The organism is Roseateles sp. P1_C1_2, assembly GCF_056406535.1.
The window spans coordinates 90,725-108,547 of sequence record NZ_JBFUAB010000008.1; the positions used below are offsets into that span (position 1 = coordinate 90,725).

General features: G+C 66.6%; 16 protein-coding genes. 4 read left to right on the forward strand and 12 right to left on the reverse strand.

All coding sequences use genetic code 11. The features are described 5' to 3' along the window. Window positions 1-9: 9 nt before the first annotated feature. Both cyoB and cyoA read right to left on the reverse strand, forming a co-directional pair. Complete coding sequence (cyoB, locus tag AC1D2H_RS09575) at window positions 10-2,034, reverse strand: cytochrome o ubiquinol oxidase subunit I (protein WP_478010774.1); 2,025 nt, start codon at window positions 2,032-2,034, stop codon at window positions 10-12. A gap of 9 nt (window positions 2,035-2,043) precedes the next feature. After that, complete coding sequence (gene cyoA / locus AC1D2H_RS09580) at window positions 2,044-3,120, reverse strand: ubiquinol oxidase subunit II (RefSeq protein ID WP_477932325.1); 1,077 nt, start codon at window positions 3,118-3,120, stop codon at window positions 2,044-2,046. A 114-nt stretch (window positions 3,121-3,234) separates the two neighbouring features. Between cyoA and AC1D2H_RS09585 the strand changes: the two genes are divergently transcribed. The 4 genes from AC1D2H_RS09585 to AC1D2H_RS09600 all read left to right on the forward strand — a co-directional run bounded on the left by AC1D2H_RS09585 (window position 3,235) and on the right by AC1D2H_RS09600 (window position 6,129). Further along, window positions 3,235-4,566, forward strand: coding sequence for an MFS transporter (locus AC1D2H_RS09585; protein ID WP_477932323.1), 1,332 nt, complete (start codon window positions 3,235-3,237; stop codon window positions 4,564-4,566). A gap of 114 nt (window positions 4,567-4,680) precedes the next feature. Continuing rightward, window positions 4,681-5,352: a glutathione S-transferase family protein gene (locus tag AC1D2H_RS09590; RefSeq protein WP_477932321.1), complete on the forward strand. Its 672-nt coding sequence runs from the start codon at window positions 4,681-4,683 to the stop codon at window positions 5,350-5,352. Then, complete coding sequence (locus tag AC1D2H_RS09595; RefSeq protein WP_478010775.1) at window positions 5,324-5,671, forward strand: ArsR/SmtB family transcription factor; 348 nt, start codon at window positions 5,324-5,326, stop codon at window positions 5,669-5,671. Before AC1D2H_RS09590 ends, AC1D2H_RS09595 begins: the two co-directional genes overlap by 29 nt. Beyond that, on the forward strand, window positions 5,668-6,129 hold the full coding sequence (locus AC1D2H_RS09600) for an SRPBCC family protein (RefSeq protein ID WP_478010776.1): 462 nt from the start codon (window positions 5,668-5,670) through the stop codon (window positions 6,127-6,129). The genes AC1D2H_RS09595 and AC1D2H_RS09600 overlap by 4 nt, the downstream gene beginning before the upstream one ends. Here AC1D2H_RS09600 and purL read toward each other — a convergent pair. The 10 genes from purL to sdhC form a co-directional block, all read right to left on the reverse strand. Next, complete coding sequence (gene purL, locus AC1D2H_RS09605) at window positions 6,126-10,100, reverse strand: phosphoribosylformylglycinamidine synthase (RefSeq protein WP_478010777.1); 3,975 nt, start codon at window positions 10,098-10,100, stop codon at window positions 6,126-6,128. The two genes, AC1D2H_RS09600 and purL, sit on opposite strands and share 4 nt — an antisense overlap. Window positions 10,101-10,175: 75 nt before the next feature. Beyond that, window positions 10,176-10,583 (reverse strand): hypothetical protein, encoded by a 408-nt coding sequence (locus AC1D2H_RS09610; RefSeq protein WP_478010778.1) that lies wholly within the window; start codon window positions 10,581-10,583, stop codon window positions 10,176-10,178. Continuing rightward, window positions 10,580-11,890, reverse strand: a complete 1,311-nt coding sequence (locus AC1D2H_RS09615) for a TRZ/ATZ family hydrolase (protein ID WP_478010779.1) — start codon at window positions 11,888-11,890, stop codon at window positions 10,580-10,582. The genes AC1D2H_RS09610 and AC1D2H_RS09615 overlap by 4 nt, the downstream gene beginning before the upstream one ends. 19 nt (window positions 11,891-11,909) lie before the next feature. Beyond that, window positions 11,910-12,827: a ribokinase gene (locus AC1D2H_RS09620; protein ID WP_478010780.1), complete on the reverse strand. Its 918-nt coding sequence runs from the start codon at window positions 12,825-12,827 to the stop codon at window positions 11,910-11,912. Window positions 12,828-12,890: 63 nt separating this feature from the next. After that, window positions 12,891-14,201, reverse strand: coding sequence for a citrate synthase (gltA, locus tag AC1D2H_RS09625; RefSeq protein WP_478010781.1), 1,311 nt, complete (start codon window positions 14,199-14,201; stop codon window positions 12,891-12,893). A 24-nt stretch (window positions 14,202-14,225) separates the two neighbouring features. After that, complete coding sequence (locus AC1D2H_RS09630; RefSeq protein ID WP_477932305.1) at window positions 14,226-14,489, reverse strand: FAD assembly factor SdhE; 264 nt, start codon at window positions 14,487-14,489, stop codon at window positions 14,226-14,228. 3 nt (window positions 14,490-14,492) lie between these two features. Beyond that, entirely contained in the window at window positions 14,493-15,194 is a 702-nt protein-coding gene (locus tag AC1D2H_RS09635; protein WP_477932303.1) for a succinate dehydrogenase iron-sulfur subunit, read from the reverse strand. 27 nt (window positions 15,195-15,221) lie between these two features. Beyond that, complete coding sequence (gene sdhA, locus AC1D2H_RS09640; RefSeq protein WP_477932302.1) at window positions 15,222-17,009, reverse strand: succinate dehydrogenase flavoprotein subunit; 1,788 nt, start codon at window positions 17,007-17,009, stop codon at window positions 15,222-15,224. Next, window positions 17,009-17,368, reverse strand: coding sequence for a succinate dehydrogenase, hydrophobic membrane anchor protein (gene sdhD, locus AC1D2H_RS09645; protein WP_477932301.1), 360 nt, complete (start codon window positions 17,366-17,368; stop codon window positions 17,009-17,011). Before sdhD ends, sdhA begins: the two co-directional genes overlap by 1 nt. 12 nt (window positions 17,369-17,380) lie before the next feature. Continuing rightward, complete coding sequence (gene sdhC / locus AC1D2H_RS09650) at window positions 17,381-17,809, reverse strand: succinate dehydrogenase, cytochrome b556 subunit (RefSeq protein WP_477932300.1); 429 nt, start codon at window positions 17,807-17,809, stop codon at window positions 17,381-17,383. Between the last annotated feature and the right edge of the window lie 14 nt (window positions 17,810-17,823).

Consider the following 17,823-nt stretch of genomic DNA (forward strand, 5'->3'; position numbering starts at 1 on the left):
GTCTCCCGGTCAGGCAGCGGATGCAAGCGCGCGGGTGCGCTCGTCCTCGGTGCGGGTCACCGCATCGGCCGGGATGTGGAAGTCACGGTCGTAGTTGAAGGTGTGGACGATGGACGCGATGACGGTGGCGGCAAAGGTCGCCGCGGCGATCCAGTACATATGCCAGATCAGCGCGAAGCCCATGGCCGTGGCCAGCATGGCGATGATGAATCCGGCGCCGGTGTTCCTGGGCATGTGGATGGCCACGAAGCCTTGGCGAGGGCGCTCGGCATTGCGCTGCTTCATGTCGTGCCAGGCGTCCATCTCGTGGGCGACGGGCGTGAAGGCGAAGTTGTAGTCCGGCGGCGGCGAAGAGGTGGACCATTCCAGCGTGCGGCCACCCCAGATGTCGCCCGTCGTGTCGGCCAGTTCCTTGCGACGCCAGATGCTGACGGCGATCTGCACCAGGAAGGCACCGATACCGCAGGCCACGATGCCCGCACCGATGGCGGCGACGACGAAGTAAGGCTGCAGCGTCACGTCGTCGAAGTGGCTGACGCGGCGCGTGATGCCCATCAGGCCCAGCACATACAGCGGCGTGAACGCGACCCAGAAGCCGATGAACCAGCACCAGAACGAGACCTTGCCCCAGAAGGCGTCGAGGCGGAAGCCGAAGGCCTTGGGGAACCAGTAGTTGATGCCGGCGAAGGCGCCGAACACCACGCCGCCGATGATGACGTTGTGGAAATGGGCGATCAGGAAGAGGCTGTTGTGCAGCACGAAGTCCGCCGCCGGCACGGCCAGCAGCACGCCCGTCATGCCACCGATGGTGAAGGTGATCATGAAGCCCACGGTCCACAGCATCGGCACTTCGAACTTGATGCGGCCGCGGTACATCGTGAACAGCCAGTTGAAGATCTTGGCGCCCGTCGGGATCGAGATGATCATCGTCGTGATGCCGAAGAAGCTGTTCACGCTGGCGCCAGAGCCCATGGTGAAGAAGTGGTGCAGCCAGACGAGGTAGGACAGGATGGTGATGACGACCGTGGCATAGACCATGGACGCATAGCCGAACAGCTTCTTGCGACTGAAGGTGGACACCACTTCCGAGAAGATGCCGAACACCGGCAGCACCAGGATGTAGACCTCGGGGTGGCCCCAGATCCAGATCAGGTTCACGTAGAGCATGGCGTTGCCGCCAAGGTCGTTGGTGAAGAAGTTGGTGCCCAGGTAGCGGTCGGCCGTCAGCAGCGCGAGCGTCGCGGCCAGCACGGGGAAGGTCGCGACGATGAGCACGTTGGTGCACAGCGAGGTCCACGTGAAGACGGGCATCTTCATCATGGTCATGCCCGGCGCGCGCATCTTGATGATGGTGGCGATCAGGTTGATGCCCGACAGCGTCGTGCCCACGCCCGCGATCTGCAGTGACCACAGGTAGTAGTCCACCCCGACATCCGGGCTCGCCAGGATGCCCGACAGCGGCGGGTAGGCCAGCCAGCCGGTCTTGGCGAACTCGCCGATGAACAACGAGATCATGACCAGCACGGCGCCGCCGGCCGTCATCCAGAAGCTGAAGTTGTTCAGGAAAGGGAAGGCGACGTCGCGCGCGCCGATCTGCAGCGGCACGACATAGTTCATGAACCCGGTCACGAAGGGCATCGCGACGAAGAAGATCATGATGACGCCGTGGGCCGTGAAGACCTGGTCGTAGTGGTGCGGCGGCAGGAAGCCGGCGTTGTCGGCAAAGGCCATGGCCTGGTGGGCCCGCATCATCAGCGCGTCAGCGAAGCCGCGCAGCAGCATCACCACGCCGAGGATGATGTACATGATGCCGATCTTCTTGTGGTCGATGCTGGTGATCCAGTCGGTCCACAGATGGCCCCAGAGCTTGAACTTGGTGATCAGCGCGAACACCAGCGCGCCGCCCAGCATCACGGCGATGAAGGTGGCGACGAGGATGGGCTCGTGCAGCGGCAGCGAGTCCCAGCCGAGGCGGCCGAGGATGGGATGCAGCTGATCGAGCGTCTGGTGTTGGGCAACGACGGGATTGGACATCGGTCGGTCTCAGTTCTTCAGCGCGGCGGGTGAAGCCTCGGGGGCTTCGACGGGCAGACCCAGCAGGTTGGTCGGCGTGCACAGCGCGGCGACGACGGTGCGTTCGCGCTGCGTGCCCTCGGCATCACGCCAGGGGCTGCGCATCGTGCTGGCCACGCCACCCTTGCCGGCACCGCCGGCCGCGTCGATGGCCATCATCTGGCTGGCGCACATCTTCTTGCCGTCGACGCAGCGGTCGACGATGGCGCTCCACAGGCCGGGCTCGACGCTGGCGAAGCGGCGGATGGGCTCCTTGGCGCTCGGCTGTTCCAGCTTCAGGTAGTCAGCGCGGGTCAGCGTGTTGCCGCCGGCCTTGTTGCCGTCGACCCAGCGCGCGAATTCTTCGTCCGTCAGACCATGGAACTTGAAGCGCATGTCGGAGAAGCCGGCACCGCTGTACTGGGCCGACAGGCCGTCATAGACACCGGCCTTGTTGATGACAGCGTGCAACTGAGTCTGCATGCCCGGCATCGCGTAGATCATGCCGGCCAGGGCCGGCACGTAGAAGGTGTTCATCACCGAGGTGGACGTGAAGCGGAAGTGGATGGGGCGGTCCACCGGCGCGGCCAGTTCGTTGACGGTCGCGATGCCCTGCTCGGGGTAGATGAAGAGCCACTTCCAGTCCATCGACACCGCGTAGACCTCCAGCGGCTTCACGTCGGCCGCCACGGGCTTGCCTTCGGCGATGCGGTCCAGCGGGCGGAAAGGGTCGAGCTTGTGGGTGCTGATCCAGGTGATGGCGCCCAGCGCGATGATGATCAGCAGCGGCGCACCCCAGATGACGAGTTCCAGGCGGGTGGAGTGGTCCCAGTCCGGCGCATACGTCGCCTCCTCGTTGGACTGGCGGTAACGGTATGCAAAGAACAGCGTCAGCGCGATCACCGGGACGATGATCAGCAGCATCAACAGCGTGGACGTGACAATGAGCTGCGCCTGCTGTTGCGCGATGTCGCCATGCGGCTTCATCACGATCCAATCGCAGCCGGACAAAGCGAAGCTGGCTGACAAGACCAGGGCGCTGTTGAGGAGAGACTTGTTGGGGTACATCCTGAGGTGCGCGCAAGGGTTAACGATCTTGCTCGCAGCGATGGAATGTAAGTTGATTGAGGTAAATCAACGATTGGACATTTTGTCCAAGGCACAGACGGAGACAAGCCCGAAATGGCAGTTGCAGGTAGTACTTTCCATAGCCCCAATTCCGGCCCGCTGACCACCCGGACGGACGAGGACCTGGCCCCCGGCGACATCGCGGTGGGCGTCATCATCGGCCGCGCGTCCGAATATTTCGACTTCTTCGTCTTCGGCATCGCCTCGGTGCTGGTCTTCCCGCAGGTCTTCTTCCCCTTCGCCGACCGCCTGACGGGCACGCTCTACGCCTTCCTGGTCTTTGCGCTGGCATTCGTCGTCCGACCGGTCGGCACGCTGATCGGCATGTCCATCCAGCGCCATTTCGGCCGCTCGGCCAAGCTGACCGCCGCCCTCTTCCTGCTCGGCTGCTCCACGGTCGGCATGGGCCTGCTGCCTGGTTACGCCGAGGCCGGCAGCGCAGCCATCTGGCTGCTGGCGCTCGCACGCGTCGGCCAGGGCCTGGCCTTGGGTGGCTCCTGGGACGGCCTGCCCTCGCTGCTGGCCCTGAACGCCCCGCCGCACCGCCGCGGCTGGTACGCCATGCTGGGCCAGCTCGGCGCGCCGCTGGGCTTCTTCGTCGCCTCGGGCGTGTTCCTGTACGTGTTCGGCAGCCTGGACGCCAAGGACTTCCTGTCCTGGGGCTGGCGCTTCCCCTTCTTCACCGCCTTCGCCATCAACGTCGTCGCGCTGTTCGCCCGGCTGCGCCTGGTCGTCACGCACGAGTACGAGAAGCGCATGGAGGAGCATGAGCTCGACCCCGCCTATCTGCGCGAGCTGCTGCCCGCCCAGGGCCACCACATCGTCATCGGCGCCTTTGCGGCCCTGGCCAGCTATGCCCTTTTCCACCTGGTGAGCGTGTTCCCGCTGTCCTGGGTGGCGCTGTACGGCACCGAAGGGGTCGAGGACTTCATGAAGATGGAGCTTCTCGGCGCCGCCTTCGCGGCCGTCGCCATGCCCATGTCCGGCCTCATCGCCGACAAGATCGGCCGGCGCAGCTACCTCGGCACCATGGCCATGGCCATCGGCGTGTTTGCGCTGTTCGCGCCCTTCATGCTGGGCGGTGGCAAACCCGGCCAGGCCGCCTTCATCCTGATCGGCTTCGTGCTGCTGGGCCTGTCCTATGGCCAGTCCGCCGGCTCGGTGACGTCCAATTTCCTGCCTCACTTCCGCTATACCGGCGCAGCGCTGACGGCCGACATGGCCTGGCTGCTGGGCGCGGCCTTTGCGCCCGTCGTGGCCCTCTTCCTGTCGTCACGCTTCGGCCTGGTGTCGCTCAGCCTCTACCTGCTGTCCGGCGTGGTCTGCACGCTGGTGGCGCTGCGGGTGAACAAGCGGCTGCAGGCGGCCGCCGTCGTGCAGGACTGATCCGGTTCGCCATCCAGACAAGGCGGGCCGAGGCCCGCCTTTGTTTTGCCTCGACAGTTTCCTTTTCCTGAAAGTTTCCATACACTTAGCCATCACGGAAACTTTAGAGCCACCATGTCCCTGACCCTGCACTACCACCCGCTCTCCTCCTATTGCTGGAAGGTCCTGATCGCCCTCTACGAGAACGGTGCGCCTTTCGAAGCCCGCACCGTCAATCTCGGTGACCCGGCAGCACGCGCGGCCTACGCTGCGCTCTGGCCCACGGCCAAGATCCCGCTGCTGGTCGACGGGGACCGCGTCGTGCCCGAGACCTCGATCCAGATCGAGTACCTGGATCGCCGCCATCCGGGGGCCGTGCAGTTGCTGCCCGATGACTTCGAGGCGCAGCTGGAGGTGCGCTTGTGGGACCGCGTCTTCGACCTGCACGTGATGACGCCCATGCAGCGCTTCATCGGCCAGCAACTGCGCCCCGACGCCGAGCGCGACGCGGCCACGCTGACCGGCGCCGTCAATGACCTGGGGCTGGCCTATGACCTCATCGAAAGCCGCCTGGGCGACCGTACCTGGGCAGCGGGAGAGGCCTTCACGATGGCCGATTGCGCCGCAGCGCCGGCCCTGTTCTACGCGGCCATCGTGCGGCCCTTCTCGCCCGCCCATGTCAAGCTCAGCGCCTACTTCGAGCGCCTGCTGGCCCGTCCCTCCGTGTGGCGCTGCATCGTCGAAGCCCGACCGGTCTTCCAGTACTACCCCCTGCGTCATGCCCTCCCTGCACGCTTCCTCGGCTGAAGGCCTGGACCGTCTTTTCGCCGCCCTGGCCGACGGCAACCGCCGCGCCATGGTCGACCAGCTGGCGCGCGGGCCGGCCTCGGTGTCGGACCTGGCCAAGCCGCTGTCTCTTCGCCTGCCCTCGGCGCTGAAGCACCTGGCCGTGCTGGAGGCCGGCGGCGTCGTGCAGTCGGACAAGGCCGGCCGCGTGCGCACCTACCGCATCGCGCCGGATGCCTTTGGCGGCCTGGAAGACTGGGTGGCCACGCGCAAGGCGATGTGGCATCGCCAGTTCGACGCCCTTGAAGCCCTTCTCGAAGAACAGGACAACCCACCGTGACGACGACTCCCGCCGCCCACACCAGCTTCGTGCTGGAGCGCCGCTTCAAGGCCTCGGCCAGCCGTGTGTTCGCTGCCTGGGCCGACCCGGCCACCAAGCAGCGCTGGTCCGACTGCCATGCCGAGATGAACGCCACCGAGTTCAGCATGGACTTCCGCCCCGGTGGGCAGGAGATCTACCGCAGCGAGCTGCCCGATGGAACGCAGCTCGCCGTCGACAAGGTCTTCCTCGACATCGTGCCGCAGGCCCGCATCGTGTTCGCCTACTCAATGGCAGCGGACGGCCGCGCGCTATCGGCGTCACTGGTCACCGTGGAGTTCGCCAACACGCCTGCCGGCTCGACGCTGAAGCTGACCGAGCAGTTGGCCTACCTCGACGGCCACCAGGACCTGGAGCAGCGCCGGCGTGGCACCGAAGAGGGCCTCGACCGGCTGTTGCTCGAGGTGGATGCGGCTTAGCCCAGCGCCTTCCTCGCGCTCTGGAACATGCGCAGCCACGGGCTGTGCAGCGCGCGGTCGCCCGAGGTCCAGCTCATCTGCACATTGCGCAAGACGCGCTCCGGGTGGGGCATCAGCGCCGTGAAGCGGCCGTCCGGCGTCGTCACCGACGTCAGGCCGCCCGGGCTGCCGTTGGGGTTGAACGGGTAGGCCTCGGTCGCTTGGCCATGGTTGTCGACAAAGCGCATGGCCTGGAGGACCTTGGCCGCGTCACCCTGGCGCGCGAAGTTGGCGTAACCCTCACCGTGTGCAACGGCGATGGGCAGGCGGCTGCCGGCCATGCCCTGGAAGAACACGCTGGGCGACTCCAGCACCTCGACCAGCGACAGGCGGGCCTCGAACTGCTCGCTCTGGTTGCGCGTGAAGCGCGGCCAGGCGTCGGCGCCCGGGATGATGGGCGCGAGGGCGGCCAGCATCTGGCAGCCGTTGCAGACACCCAGGGCCAGCGTGTCGGGGCGCGCAAAGAAGGCGCGGAACTGCTCGGCCAGCACGGGGTTGAACATGATGCTGCGCGCCCAGCCCTCGCCGGCGCCCAGGGTGTCGCCGTAGCTGAAGCCGCCGCAGGCCACGAAGGCCGCGAAGCCGTCCAGCTTGACCGCGCCGGACTGCAGGTCGCTCATGTGCACGTCGAAGCTGTCGAAGCCGCCCTGTGCCATCGCATAGGACATCTCGATGTGCGAGTTGACGCCCTGCTCGCGCAGGATGGCGACCTTGGGCTTCGCGCCGGTGACGATGAACGGCGCCTCGGGCGTGAACGTCGTGTGGACATGCAGGCCCGGGTCGTCGGCCTTGCCGGCAGCGGCATGCTCGGCATCGGCGCCGGCCGGGTTGTCGCGCAGCTGCGCGATGCGCCACGACACCTCGTCCCAGGTCTGCTGCAGCGTCGTCAGGTCGGCGGCGAACACCTTCTTCGCATCGCGCCAGACTTCCATCTGCCGCTTCGGGTTTGGCTTGGCGACGACATGGGAATGCCTGGACAGGCCATGCGCGCGCAGCACCTGCATGACGGCATCGCGGTCGCCCGCGCGCACCTGGATCAGCGCACCCAGTTCCTCGCTGAACAACGCGCGCAGCGTCAGCTCTTCGCGGCGGGCGCTGACCTGGCCGGCCCAGTTCTTGGAGTCACCCATGTCGGCGCGGCTGTCGTTGATGCCGTCGCCTTCGGTAACCAGCATGTCGACGTTCAGGCTCAGGCCGGTCTGGCCGGCAAAGGCCATTTCGCAGGCAGCAGCCCAGAGGCCGCCGTCCGAACGGTCGTGATAAGCCAGCAGCTTGCCCGCAGCCCGCAGTTCGTTGATCGCGTTGACCAGCGACACCAGCAGCTTGGGGTCGTCGAGGTCCGGCACATCGCTGCCGAACTGGTTCAGCGTCTGCGCCAGGATGGAGCCGGCCATGCGGTGCTGGCCCTGGCCCAGGTCGATGAGGATGAGCGCGGAGTCTTCGCGCTGCCATTCGGGCGTCAGCGTGCCGCGCACGTCGGCGATGCTGGCGAAGGCCGTGACGATCAGCGACACCGGCGCGGTGACCTGGTTGCTGTCCCACTTGGTACGCATCGACAGGGAGTCCTTGCCGACCGGGATCGAGATGCCCAGGGCCGGGCACAGCTCCATGCCGACGGCCTTGACGGTGTCGAACAGCGCGGCGTCTTCACCGGCTTCGCCACAGGCAGCCATCCAGTTAGCGCTGAGCTTCACGCGCGGCAGCTCGAAGGGCGCGGCCAGCAGGTTGGTGATGGCCTCGGCCACGGCCATACGGCCCGAGGCGGGTGCGTTCACGGACGCCAGCGGCGTGCGCTCGCCCATGCTCATGGCCTCGCCGGCAAAGCCGTTGAAGTCGGCCAGCGTGACGGCGCAGTCCGCCACCGGCAGCTGCCAGGGGCCGACCATCTGGTCGCGGTGGTTGAGGCCGCCCACGGTGCGGTCGCCGATGGTGACGAGGAAGCGCTTGCTGGCCACCGTCGGGTGGCGCAGCACGTCGAAGGCGGCCTGCTCCAGTTTGACGCCGGACAGGTCCAGCGCACCGCCGCTGCGGGCCACGCGCTTGACGTCGCGCTGCATCTTGGGCGGCTTGCCCAGCAGCACGTCCATGGGCATGTCGATGGGGTGATCGGTGACTTCCGCGTCGCCGTCCACCAGCTTCAGGTCGCGCTCCTCGGTGACGACACCGACGACAGCGAACGGGCAGCGCTCGCGCGCGCACATCGCCGCGAAACGGTCCAGGCTGCCCGGCGCAATGGCCAGCACATAGCGCTCCTGGCTCTCGTTGCACCAGATTTCCTTGGGGGCGAGGCCCGACTCCTCCAGCGGCACCTTGCGCAGGTCGAAGCGCGCACCGCGGCCGGCGTCGTTGACCAGCTCGGGGAAGGCGTTGGAGATGCCGCCCGCGCCCACGTCGTGGATGGCCAGCACCGGGTTCTCCTGCCCGAGGCCCCAGCAGTGGTTGATGACCTCTTGCGCGCGCCGTTCGATCTCGGGGTTGCCGCGCTGCACGGAGTCGAAGTCGAGGTCGGCCGTGTTGGTGCCGGCCGCCATCGAACTGGCCGCGCTGCCGCCCATGCCGATGCGCATGCCCGGGCCGCCCAGCTGGATCAGCAGGCTGCCGGCGGGGAACTCGATCTTCCGGGTCAGGTCGGCGCGGATCTGGCCCAGGCCGCCGGCGATCATGATGGGCTTGTGATAGCCGCGGCGGATGCCATCCACCGTCTGCTCGTAGACGCGGAAATAGCCACCCAGATTGGGCCGGCCGAACTCGTTGTTGAAGGCCGCGCCACCCAGCGGGCCCTCGATCATGATCTGCAACGCCGACGCGATGTGCGCCGGCTTGCCGACCGGGTTCTGCTCCCAGGATTCGACCAGGCCCGGCAGGTGCAGGTTGGAGACCGAGAAGCCGGTCAGGCCCGCCTTGGGCTTGGAGCCGCGGCCCGTAGCACCTTCGTCGCGGATCTCGCCGCCAGCGCCCGTGGACGCCCCCGGGAAGGGCGAGATGGCCGTCGGGTGGTTGTGCGTCTCGACCTTCATCAGCACCTCGGCCTGCTCGGCACGGGCCGTGTAGGCCGAGCCCGGCGCATCGGCCGCCATCCAGCGCTGGATGGCATGGCCTTCCATGATGGCGGCGTTGTCCGAGTAGGCGACGACCGTGTGCTGCGGGTTCAGCTTCTCGGTGTTGCGGATCATGCCGAACAGGCTCAGCGGCTGGGCCTCGCCGTCGACGATGAAGCTCGCGTTGAAGATCTTGTGCCGGCAATGCTCGCTGTTGGCCTGGGCGAACATCATCAGCTCGACGTCGCTGGGGTTGCGGCCCAGCTTCTTGAAATTGGTGTCGAGGTAGTCGATCTCATCGGCCGACAGGGCCAGGCCGAATTCGACATTGGCCTTCTCCAGGGCTGCACGGCCCTGGCCGAGCACGTCCACATGCGCCAACGGCTCGGCCGTGCGCTCGTCGAACAGATGGGCGGTGGCCTCGCGCGTGAAGCACACCGACTCGGTCATGCGGTCGTGCAGCAGTTCGGCGCAGGCCTGCAGCTCGGCCTCGCTCAGCTGCCTGGTGCCGCCAAGGCTTCCAAGGAGGCCGGACTTCAGCGCGATGCGGTATTCAACGACGCGCTCGACGCGCTTCAAGGCCAGGCCGCAGTTGCGCGCAATGTCGGTGGCCTTGGACGCCCAGGGGCTGACGGTGCCGAAGCGCGGCGCGACGACGACGAGATCGCCGCTGGCAGCCGCATCGGCGGGTTCGCCGTAGGTCAGCAGCGCCTCGAAACGCTGCTGAGCGCCGGCCGCCATGGCCGTGTCGGTCCAGACCCAGTGCACCGCGCGGGCGCTGACGGCGCTGATGCGCTCGTTGACCTGTTGCAGCCGGCCCAGCAAGGCCTGGGCGCGGAACGTGGACAAGGCGTTGCCGCCCTCGAAACATTGCAGATGCAGGGTGCGGGTCATGGCGTCGGGAGGCGGGGCCGCGCGGCCGGCGTAAGGGGAAACCAGCATTCTAGGCGGCAGTCCGCCCTGCGCCAGCTATGCGCCCAGACTGAGGCCGCGACTGCGCAGCCAGGCCTCGGCCTCAGCGACGCTGGCGCAACCGTGGAAGTTGGTCAGCGTGGCCGCGCGAGCCGCCATCGGCTGGATGATGAGAGCCTGGAAACTGTCCGGAATGACCGTGGCCGCGGCGGCGAGGTCGTGGGCCAGGGCGTCCTCGAAGAAGGCCCAGATGCCATCCAGTGCCTCGGGCGTGGCGCCTTCCCAGGCGGCCGTGTCGCTCAACAGACCCCAGGGGCGGCCGGCACGCTCGCGCGCCAGGCGTCCGCCCTCTTCCTGCAGCCGGGCTGCGGCGATCTCGTTCCAGGTGCCCTCCAGACGCAGAACCAGCACGTCGCCACGCCAGGTGAGGCTGAAGCGGCCATGCTGGCTCCACACTGGGCTCATGGGGCCTGCATTCGGCCGACGACGTCGCGCACCTCGGCCAGCAGGGCCGGCACATCGATGGTCGTCGGCTGGCGCTCGCGCAGCACCTGGCGGCCGCCGATCCAGACATTGCTGACCTGCTCGCGGCCGGCGACGTAGACGAGCTGGGCCGCGGCGTTGTACACGGGCTGGCATTCGATGCTGTCCAGCGACACGGCGACGCAGTCAGCCAGCTTGCCGACCTCCAGCGAGCCGAGGTCGTCGCCGCGGCCCATGGCCTTGGCGGCGCGGATCGTGGCCATTTCGAGGGCCGTGCGCGCAGAGGCCACCGTCGGGTCACCGGTGATGCCCTTGGCTAACAGCGCTGCTGAGCGGATCTCACCGAACATGTCGAGACGATTATTGGACGCCGCGCCGTCGGTGCCAAGTACTGTATTGACGCCGGCGGCCTCCAGCGCCTTCAGCGGCATGACGCCCGAAGCCAGCTTGAGGTTGGAGTTGGGGTTGTGCACCAGATGCACGCCCTTCCTGGCCATCAGCTCGATCTCGGCCTCGTCAAGGTGGACCATGTGCACGGCGATCATGCGCTCGTTGAACAGGCCCAGCTTGTCCAGGCGCGCAATGGGACGCACACCGTGGGCCTTGAGACCGTCGCTGACCTCGCCCGCCGTCTCGTGGATGTGGCAGTGCATCTGGATGTCGAGCTTCTCGGCCAGATCGCGCAGCTTGATGAAGGTCTCGTCGGACACCGTGTAGGGCGCATGCGGCGCGCTGGTCCAGTCGAGCAGCTTCTCGCCCTTGTACTGTTCGTAGGCCGCGATGCCCTTGGCGATGTAGTCGTCCGGGCCGGAGGCATAGCCGGTGGGGAAGTCGATGACGTTCATCGACACGGCGGCACGCACACCCGAGTCCACGGCGGCGCGGGCCATGGCGGTCGGGAAGAAATACATGTCGTTGATATAGGTCGTGCCGCTGCGCAGACCTTCGGCGGCTGCGAGCTTGGAGCCGAGATAGGTCCACTCCTCACTGACCCATTTCTTTTCGAGCGGCCAGATGTGGTTCTGCAGCCAGTCCATCAGCGGCACGTCGTCGGCGACACCGCGCAGCAGCGTCATGGCCGAGTGGGCGTGGCCGTTGATGAGGCCGGGGATGAGGATCTGCTCGGGCAGTTCGACACGCTCGGCTTGCGGGTACTTCGCGAGCAGGTCAGCGCGCGGGCCGACGGCGGCAATGCGCTCGCCGTCGATCAGCAGCGCGTGATCTTCAAGCGTGCCTTCGCCGGCCTTCATGGTCAGCAGCCAACGGGGCAGCAGCAGGGTCTGGGACATCTTGTTCTCCTTGTGGGATTCAGTGCTTCAACGATTCTTGGACTTCGGCGCGGCGCGGCATCGCGTCCTGCACGCCGGGGCGCGACACGGCGATGGCCGCGGCGGCTTGGGAAAAGGCGAGCGCCTGGGCAATGGGCTGGCCCTCGGCCAGCGCGGTGACGAGAGCGCCGACGAGGGTATCGCCGGCGCCGACGGTGTCGACGGCCTTCACCGGGCGGGCGGGCACGCGGAGGATGCCCTGGTCATCGAGCCAGCACAGGCCATCGGCACCGAGGGACACGAGGACGGCACCCGGGCCCTTGGCGCGCAGCGCTCGGGCCAGCGCCTCGGGCTCGGCGACGCCACCACCCAGGGTCGTGACCAAGGCCTGGGCCTCCAATGCATTGACGACGAGCAGGTCGACCAGGGGCAGCAGCGCCTCGCAGCCGGCGCGGAACGGCGCCGCGTTCAGCAGCGTCTTCACGCCGGCCGCATGGGCGCGTTCAAAGGCGCGCGCGACGCTTTGCAGCGGCAGTTCCTGCTGAGCGACCAGCCAGCGCAAGCCGTTCAGCTCCAGGGCCTCCACCTGCTCCAGCGGCAGCGTGCCGTTGGACCCGGCCACCGTGACGATCTGGTTCTCGGCATCCTCGGCGCCGACGACGATCAACGCAACACCCGGCACTTCGTCGGCGGGCTGGGCAACCGCATGGGTGTCGACGCCCTCGCCTTTCAGCTGCTCGACCATGGCCGCGCCGTTCTCCAGCAGGCCCACGCGCGCAGCCAGAGCCACGCGCGCACCGAGCCGTGCTGCTGCGACCGCCTGGTTCGCGCCCTTGCCGCCCAGGCAGGAGCCGAAGCGCTGGCCGCGCAGCGTCTCGCCCGGCAGCGGCAGGCGCGGCGCATGCACGATGAGGTCGCGGTTGACGCTGCCGAGGACGAGGATCTCAGGACGGGTCATCAAGGTTCCCAAACGAAAGAACCCCTCGGAGGACCGAGGGGTTCGCGGTGATGCGAGAGCCGATCAGCGCTGTGCGATGGGCTTGACGTCGCGCGGGGTGGCGCCGACGAAGAGCTGGCGCGGGCGGCCGATCTTGTACTCGGGGTCGCCGATCATCTCATTGAGCTGGGCGATCCAGCCCACCGTGCGGGCCAGCGCGAAGATGGCGGTGAACAGCGGCACGGGGATGCCGATGGCGCGCTGCACGATGCCCGAGTAGAAGTCGACGTTCGGGTAGAGCTTGCGGGCGACGAAGTACTCGTCTTCCAGCGCGATCTTCTCGAGCTTCATGGCCAGTTCGAACAGCGGGTCGTTTTCCAGGCCCAGTTCGCCCAGCACTTCGTGGCAGGTCTCGCGCATCAGCTTGGCGCGCGGGTCGTAGTTCTTGTAGACACGGTGACCGAAGCCCATCAGCTTGACGCCGGAGTTCTTGTCCTTGACCTTGCTGACGAACTCGCCGATGCGGGCCACGCCGCCCTGCTTCTGGATGTCGCCCAGCATGTTCAGGCAGGCCTCGTTGGCACCGCCGTGAGCGGGGCCCCACAGGCAGGCCACGCCCGCGGCGATGGCCGCGAAGGGGTTGGTGCCCGACGAGCCGCACAGGCGCACGGTCGAGGTGGAAGCGTTCTGCTCGTGGTCGGCGTGCAGCGTGAAGATGCGGTCCATCGCGCGGACCAGCACCGGGTTGGGGTTGTAGTCCTCGCAGGGCGTGGCAAACATCATGCGCATGAAGTTGYCGGCGTAGCTCAGGTCGTTCTTCGGATAGATGTAGGGCTGGCCAATGGTGTACTTGTAGGCCATGGACACCAGCGTCGGCATCTTGGCGATCAGGCGGATCGCCGCGATCTCGCGGTGCTCGGGGTTATTGATGTCGGTGCTGTCGTGATAGAAGGCCGACATCGCACCCACCAGGCCCGTCATGACGGCCATCGGGTGGGCGTCACGGCGGAAACCGCGCAGGAAGAACTGCATCTGCTCATTCACCATCGTGTGGTGCATGACCTTGTCCTCGAACGTCGCCTTCTGGCTTTCGTTCGGCAGCTCTCCGTACAGCAGCAGATAGCAGGTCTCGAGGTAGTCGCAGTTCACCGCGAGTTGCTCGATGGGGTAGCCGCGATACAGCAGCTCGCCCTTGTCACCGTCGATGTAGGTGATGGTGGAGTTGCACGACGCCGTGGACAGGAAGCCGGGGTCGTAGGTGAACTTGCCGGTCTGGCCGTACAGCTTGCGGATGTCGATGACATCCGGGCCGATGCTGCCCTTGTACAGGGGCAGATCCATCGAAGGGCTGCCGTCGGAGAACGACAGGGTGGCTTTCACGTCGGACGGGGTCATGTTGCAGTCCTTAGGGTTTTGAAATCAGGTGCGCAGGTCGGCAAGGACTTGGTGCACGGCAGTGGTGTCGATTTCACCACTGGGCTCCTTGCGGCGCAGTAACAGGTCGAGAAGGTCGTTGTCGGCCAGGTCCATCAGTATCGTCAGGCCTTCGGCTTGCACGACGCTGATGCCTTCGTCGGCATGCCGGGTAAAGAATCGTTCGATGAAGAGGTCGTTCTCCAGCAGGCCACGGCGGCAGCGCCAGCGCAGCTTGGAGAGTTCGCGTTCACCGATCAGTTCGGGCATGCGTCAGACCGCGCGGCGGACCATCAGTTCCTTGATCTTGCCGATGGCCTTCGTGGGGTTCAGGCCCTTGGGGCAGACGTCCACGCAGTTCATGATGGTGTGGCAGCGGAACAAGCGGTACGGGTCTTCGAGGTTGTCCAGGCGTTCGGCGGTGGCCTCATCGCGGCTGTCGGCGATGAAGCGGTAGGCCTGCAGGAGACCTGCCGGGCCGACGAACTTGTCGGGGTTCCACCAGAAGCTCGGGCAGCTCGTCGAGCAGCTCGCGCACAGGATGCACTCGTAGAGGCCGTTGAGCTCGTCGCGCTCCTCGGGCGACTGCAGCCGCTCGGTCTCGGGCGGCACGTTGTCGTTGACCAGATAGGGCTTGATCGAGTTGTACTGCTTGAAGAACTGCGTCATGTCGACGATCAGGTCGCGCACGACGGGCAGGCCCGGCAGCGGCTTGAGCGTGATGACGCCCGGCAGCGTGCGCATATTCGTCAGGCAGGCCAGGCCGTTCTTGCCGTTGATGTTCATCGCGTCCGAGCCGCAGACGCCTTCGCGGCAGGAGCGGCGGAAGGACAGGCTGGGGTCGACGGCCTTGAGCTTGTTCAGGGCGTCCAGCAGCATGCGCTCCGAGCCATCCAGCTCGACCTCGAGGGTCTGCATGTAGGGCTTGGCGTCCTTGTCCGGGTCGTAGCGGTAAATCTGGAAGGTGCGCTTCATGAGGTTTTTCTCGACAGACAGGACGCGTTAGAAGGTTCTGACCTTGGGCGGGATCGATTCAACGGTCAGCGGCTTGAGGTTGACCGGCTTGTAGTCCAGGCGGTTGCCGTCGGAGTACCACAGCGTGTGCTTCATCCACTGCTCGTCATTGCGGCCGTTCGGGTGGGCCGGCGTGTCGCCGTAGTCGTTGACGGTGTGGGCGCCGCGGCTCTCGGTGCGGGCCGCCGCCGACACGATGGTGGCCTGCGCCGCCTCGATCAGGTTCTCGACCTCCAGCGCCTCGATGCGAGCCGTGTTGAAGACCTTGGACTTGTCCTTGAGCGTGATGTTCTTGACCCGCTCGGCAATCGCCGCGACCTGGGTCACACCCTCGTTGAGCATGGCCTGGGTGCGGAACACGCCGGCGTGCTGCTGCATCGCGGCACGCAGGTCGTTGGCCACGTCCTGGGCATATTCGCCGCTGGTGCTGTTGTCCAGGCGCGCCAGGCGGGCCAGCGAGCGGTCCGCCGCGTCCGCAGGCAAGTCCTTGTGCGACTGCTTGCCCAGGTCTGCGGCCACCAGGTGGTTGCCGGCCGCGCGGCCGAACACCAACAGGTCGAGCAGCGAGTTGGTGCCCAGCCGGTTGGCGCCGTGCACGCTGACGCAGGCGCATTCACCCACGGCGTACAAGCCCTTGATGACCTCGTTGGGGTTGCCGTTCTTGGGCGCCACCACCTGGCCGTGGATGTTGGTGGGAATGCCACCCATCTGGTAGTGGATGGTCGGCACCACGGGGATGGGTTCCTTGGTGATGTCGACGTTGGCGAAGTTGTGGCCGATCTCCAGCACCGAGGGCAGGCGCTTGGCGATGGTGTCGGCGCCCAGGTGGGTCATGTCGAGGTTGATGTAGTCCTTGTTCGGACCACAGCCCCGGCCTTCCTTGATCTCCTGGTCCATGCAGCGTGACACGAAGTCGCGCGGCGCCAGGTCCTTCAGCGTGGGCGCGTAGCGCTCCATGAAGCGCTCGCCATCGGCGTTGCGCAGGATGGCGCCTTCGCCACGGCAGCCTTCGGTCAGCAGCACGCCGGCGTTGTGCACGCCGGTCGGGTGGAACTGCCAGAACTCCATGTCTTCAAGCGGGATGCCGGCGCGCGCCGCCATGCCCAGGCCGTCGCCGGTGTTGATGAAGGCGTTGGTGCTGGCGGCAAAGATGCGGCCGGCACCGCCGGTGGCCAGCAGCACGGTCTTGCCTCGCAGGATGTGGACCTCGCCGGTCTCCATCTCGAGCGCGGTCACGCCGACCACGTCGCCCTCGGCGTCGCGGATCAGGTCCAGCGCCATCCACTCGACGAAGAACTGCGTGCGCGCCTTGACGTTCTGCTGATACAGCGTGTGCAGCATCGCGTGGCCGGTGCGGTCGGCTGCGGCGCAGGCACGCTGCACGGGCTTCTCGCCGTAGTTGGCGGTGTGGCCGCCGAAGGGGCGCTGGTAGATGGTGCCGTCGGCATTGCGGTCGAACGGCATGCCGAAATGCTCGAGCTCGTAGACGACCTTGGGCGCCTCGCGGCACATGAACTCGATGGCGTCCTGGTCACCCAGCCAGTCCGAACCCTTGACGGTGTCGAAGAAGTGGTAGTGCCAGTTGTCCTCGCTCATGTTGCCGAGCGAGGCACCGATGCCGCCCTGCGCGGCGACGGTGTGCGAGCGGGTCGGGAAGACCTTGGACAGCACGGCCACGTTGAGGCCGGCCAATGCCAGTTGCAGCGAGGCGCGCATGCCGGAGCCACCGGCCCCGACGATCACCACATCGAACTTACGGGTAGCGAGCGCCGCCATCACAGTCTCCACAGAACCTGGATTGCCCAACCGGCGCAACCCAACAACCAAACGATGGTGAGCACCTGCAGCGCGAGGCGAACACCGACGGGCTGGATGTAGTCCATCCAGATATCGCGCATGCCCACCCAGGCGTGATACGCGAGCGACAGGATGGTCACGAAGGTCAGCAGCTTCATCCACTGCTGGGAAAAGATCGCCGCCCAGCGGTCGTAGCCGAGGGCGCCGGGCATCAGCAGCTGGGCCAGCAGCACGACCGTGAAGACGGCCATCAGCACGGCGGTGACGCGCTGCGCGAGCCAGTCACGCAGACCGTAATGCGCACCGACGACGATGCGCTTGGAACCGAAAGTACTCATTCTTGTTCTTCCTCAGTACAGACCGAACAGCTTGGCACCCAGCAGCAGCGTCAGCAGCGTGCTGAGGGTCAGCGTGACCAGAGCCGAGCTGTGGCCCTGGGCCTTGCTGACGCTGTGCGTCGCGTCCATCCACAGATGGCGCACGCCGGCGATGAAGTGCAGGAGGTAAGCCCAGATCAGGGCCAGCGTCACCAGCTTGACGAACCAGCCGGGGATGCCGGCGAAGCCCGCCACGAACACGTTGGTGAAAGTCTCGAAGGAGATTTCCGTGCTCAGGCTGCTGTCCAGCATCCACACCACGAAGGGCAGCAGCAGGAACATCAGCAAGCCGCTGATGCGATGCAGGATGGAGACGATGCCGGCGGGTGGAAGGCGGTAACTGACGATCTGCGTGACGTGAATATTTCTGAAGACCGGTCGGGTCTTGGCACTGTCCGTCATGGTCGAGCCTGCGT